The following is a 4,585-nucleotide window of genomic DNA, read 5'->3' on the forward strand; positions in this document are numbered from 1 at the left end:
CAACAAAGCTCTGGAGGTAATAGTATTTATGACTTTACCAAACCAGAAAAAGACCGTATTCATTCTCTACAAGATTTAATAGAGAAACTTAAAAAGTCTAGTGATTTTATTAATTACCATACATCTGACGATGAAACGATGCCTTATTGGATTTCTTACTATCGCCCTTCACTTGATGGAGAGAAATTACAGAAATATTTAATGCCCACTCTTTTAGAGAAACCCTGTGCTTCTCTAGAACAACTAAAAGAACATATTCCGATGAGCGGCATTACAATTACGAACGATTTACAAAAAATTGAGGATATGGTTTTAAAGGGGCATGCGATTATTCAATTGAATCAGCAAGATCAAAAGTGTATGCTTGCAAACATTGCAATTGATAATTATCGTGCACCAACCCCTCCTTTAAACGAATCAACTGTTATTGGTCCGCAAGAAGGTTTTGTAGAGGATATTGATACAAACATTAATTTAGTTCGAAAACGTCTTCCTGTTTTAGATTTACAAACAAAAGAAATGATTATCGGCGAGTTTTCCAAAACAAAAGTTGTCATGATGTATTTAGACAACCTCGCTGAAAAAGATAATGTAGATTTTCTAGAAGAGTCATTACGCGCTCTTGAATATGATCAAATTAATGATAGTGCTTATTTACAAGAATTAATGGGTGAAAAATCGATTTTTCCTCTCTATATCAATACAGAGCGCACTGATAGAGTTACAAAAGCACTAATTGATGGGAAAATTGCAATTTTTGTTGATGGTTCACCAAATGTTCTATTAACGCCCGTATCATATTTCGATTTCTTTATTTCACCAGAAGATTATAATGTCTCTTGGCTATATGCAACATTTTCAAGAGTTTTACGACTTATCGCTGTCCTTTTCTCGATTTGTGCAGCTCCATTATATGTTGCCGTTTTAAATTATCATTATGAACTAATTCCAAGCGATTTGCTGGAAACATTGATTTTATCTCGAGCGCAAGTTCCATTCCCACCTTTAATTGAAGCACTGTTTTTGGAATTAGTTATTGATTTATTAAGAGAAGCCGGCGCAAGGTTACCGATGAAAGTGGGGCAAACACTCGGTATTGTGGGCGGTATCGTAATCGGGCAAGCATCTGTACAAGCTGGGTTAACGAGTAACATTTTATTAATTATCGTTGCACTATCAGCACTCGCTTCTTTTATTACACCTATTTATAAAATGGGTAACGCTGTTCGATTACTACGCTTTCCTTTTCTTATGTTTGCAGAAATAGGCGGATTGTTCGGGATTTCTCTTGGATTTATCTTCTTATTTACTCATCTATTCAGGCTTACTTCCTTACGTAAGCCGTACGCTTTGTTTTATCCGACAAGACAACAATCCGTTAAGGACTCTTGGATTCGTTTTCCTTTAACAATGATTGATACAAGAGATGTACAAGCAAGACCACAACATGTAAAAAAATCAGCAAAAGGGATTTCAACAAAACATAGATCGGACTTTGATGATTAAGAAATGAGGTGCATTGATGAGTAAAGTTCAAGAAAAATATCAAATATCTCCTATCTTTGTTTTCTTCTTAATTCACGGTGCACAATTTGGAGCTGGCGTTCTCGGCTTCGCTCGAATTATAGCAAAAGCCGCCGGATACGACGGCTGGATAGGAGTTCTCCTCACAGGAATTATCATTCATATTCTCATCTGGATGATGTATTATTCATTAAAAAATACAGAAGGAAACTTAATTGATTTACACAAACAGATTTTTGGAAAATGGATTGGAAATGGTATTAGTCTCATCTTTATGGCTTATTTTTTTATTGTAAGTATTTCTGTCGTTCGAACCTATGTCGAAATTATTCAAGTGTGGATGTTTCCTAGCGCATCCACCTGGATGCTCACTTTCTTTTTATGTTTAATAAGTTATTACATTATTTCATCAGGATTCCGCGTCATTACAGGAATTTGTGTTATTTCCGTTGGTGGAACATTAGGTTATCTTTTTCTAAGTCTTTTCATTTTGAAATTCTCACATTGGGATAATTTACTTCCAATGTTTTCACATTCTTTTACAGATATTTTGAAAGCAGCTCAACTATCCATTTATAGTATGACAGGATTTGAAATTTTCCTTATGGTTTATCCGTTTGTTAAAGAACCAGAAAAATCCCATAAATTTGCACAATATGGTGCATTATTCTCTAACTTCTTATATTTATTTAGTACCATTCTCGCTTTTACATTCTTTAGCGAAAAACAACTACTCAAAACAATTTGGTCTCAACTGTCCATGACACAAGTTATTAAGCTTCCTTTTATCGAGCGACTTGAGTATATTGCTATTTCCGGTTATGCTCTCGTTATTATTACAAGCTTTATTCTACCTTTATGGGCCGCTACTCGAGGAACACATGAAATCTTTCGTGTAAAACAACGAGGTATTTTAATTGCATTTATGCTTATCACCTTAGTTGTTTCACAACTTTTAACAAATAGGCATGATATTAATGATTTTATTAGCAATACATCTAAAGTTAGTTTTTGGCTTATATATGTATACATCCCAATTCTATTTATTATTGTGTGGGTGAAAAAAAAATGGAAAAAACCAAAAGAAAATTAATACTTCTTATTTGCATCAGTGTCTTCAGTCTAACTGGTTGTTTACAAAAAAATATTATTGATGATGTTCAGCTCATTCAAGGAGCTGCCTTCGATACAGCAAAAGATAATAAAGTAAAAGTTACATTTGTTTGTCCCATACAAAAAAAGGGAAATAAAGTTCAAGTTTATGAAGGAACAGGAAACGCAGTAAAACAAGTAAAGGCAGATACATCTTTGGAATCTTCGCAACCGTTCGCAAGCGGGCAAATGCGTGTTGCCTTATTCACAACAAAGATTGCTAAAAAAGGATTATCAACTTCCTTTGACACATTAATTCGTGATGTGAATATTGGTAACTCACTGTATGTTGGACTATTAGAAGGCAGTGGTACTGAACTATTTAAAGGAAAATATAGTACCTCTTACAATGTTGCGATTTATATAAAAAAAATGTTAGAACATAATATGGACACTGGGCCATTGCCAACTGACAATTTATATTTAGGTGCCTTCAGGTACTACCGTGAAGGACAAGATTCTTATATGCCTATCCTAAAAAAACATGGAGATAAAATAAAAATTACTGGTATTGGTCTTTTGAAAAAGGATAAGTTGGTCGGAACAATTAAGTATCACGATATGTTTGTTTTCAAAGGACTGCTAGAAAAGCACCGCTTGGACTCACATGAATTTAAAACAAATCCTGGCTATGCAATGATTAATAACATTCGTTCCGTTCCTACCTACGAAGTAAACATAAAAGATGGGAAACCTTCTTTCTATATTCACGTTAAGATGGATGCTCGTATTCAGGAGCTTTCTAGAAAATTTAATTTAGAAAACAAAAAAAATACAACAAAAATAGCCAAATCAATCGAAAAACAATTAGATGCAAAAGCTACAAAACTAATTAAACAGTTTAAATCTCTAAATGTTGATCCTCTTGCACTAGGAGCAAAATATAGACAACATTATCGCCCATTCAAATTAGAAGAATGGAGACAAATGTATAAAGATGTTCCGGTTCATATAAAATACACCGTAAATATTACAAATTCTGGTGTCATTGAATGAGAAATGATTGAACTCCTCTCTCCAGCATGATACAACGGAGAGAGGAGTTTTTTATTATCAAATAGAGAGAGAAGATATTTATGGGGGAGCTTATGTCTAAAAAATTAGTAAAGCCTATTTTAAATGGTATTTTATTTCTCGGTGTCTTTTTATTTGCTCATACATACTTAAAAAATGTTTCCTTCACACGTTATTTACTTGTCGTTATACCAATGTTACTCGTCGGTATTTTTGGCATCGATCTTATTTTATCCCTTTTAATAAAAAAAGAAGAATAACAAGCGAACATCTTATTTCGATAAGATGTTCTTTTCATTTCATAATCACCTTATGTTACAATGAAATTCGGCAGAAAACGAGAAAGGATGAAACAACATGGCAAACGAAAAAGGTTTAGATAAAGGATTCGAACTTGTTGCAAAAATGCAAGAAGAGTTAGAAGAATTTCTAGAAGCAACGACTGTTGAAGATCAATACGATGCACTGATTGACCTTATTTACTTTGCATTCGGAACGTTTGCCGAAATGGGCGTACGTCCTGATAAAGGATTTGAAATTGTAAATAACGCAAACATGGCAAAACTATTCCCTGATGGAAAACCCCGATTCCGTGAAGGCGATGGCAAAATTCTAAAACCAGAAGGCTGGCAAGCACCAGAACCACAACTTCGTGCTGAAATCGAACGTCAGCGCAAAGAAGCTGAAAAAAACTGCTAGGATTTCCTAGCAGTTTTTTATTATGTCTTTTTTCTGCAATTCATTAATGACCCACGTGTCCCGCGTGTCCTGCTGCTCCACTAATGCTAGCTGCTCCTGCCGCTGCCCCTGCTGCTCCTGCTCCAATTCCACCTGCCCAAGGAGAAGATTGTTGCTGTTGATATTGTTGGTATTGTTGGTGCTGTTGGTGCTGTTG

Annotated in this window: 5 protein-coding genes; all 5 read left to right on the forward strand. The window is 34.7% G+C overall.

Going from position 1 to position 4,585, the window contains the following annotated elements; all coding sequences use genetic code 11:
• Positions 1–1,506, forward strand: a 1,506-nt coding sequence (locus tag MR167_RS30495) for a spore germination protein (protein ID WP_242316172.1), incomplete at its 5' end; no start/stop codon positions are given.
• 16 nt (positions 1,507–1,522) lie between these two features.
• On the forward strand, positions 1,523–2,617 hold the full coding sequence (locus MR167_RS30500) for a spore germination protein (protein WP_000049049.1): 1,095 nt from the start codon (positions 1,523–1,525) through the stop codon (positions 2,615–2,617).
• Entirely contained in the window at positions 2,593–3,672 is a 1,080-nt protein-coding gene (locus MR167_RS30505) for a Ger(x)C family spore germination protein (RefSeq protein ID WP_000416067.1), read from the forward strand. The genes MR167_RS30500 and MR167_RS30505 overlap by 25 nt, the downstream gene beginning before the upstream one ends.
• A gap of 92 nt (positions 3,673–3,764) precedes the next feature.
• Positions 3,765–3,950: a macro domain-containing protein gene (locus MR167_RS30510; protein ID WP_000038780.1), complete on the forward strand. Its 186-nt coding sequence runs from the start codon at positions 3,765–3,767 to the stop codon at positions 3,948–3,950.
• Positions 3,951–4,047: 97 nt separating this feature from the next.
• Positions 4,048–4,389 (forward strand): pyrophosphohydrolase domain-containing protein, encoded by a 342-nt coding sequence (locus tag MR167_RS30515; RefSeq protein ID WP_242316173.1) that lies wholly within the window; start codon positions 4,048–4,050, stop codon positions 4,387–4,389.
• Positions 4,390–4,585 lie beyond the last annotated feature (196 nt).

Origin of the sequence: Bacillus cereus group sp. BfR-BA-01355, assembly GCF_022663675.1 — a bacterium.
Lineage (GTDB): Bacteria > Bacillota > Bacilli > Bacillales > Bacillaceae_G > Bacillus_A > Bacillus_A thuringiensis_S.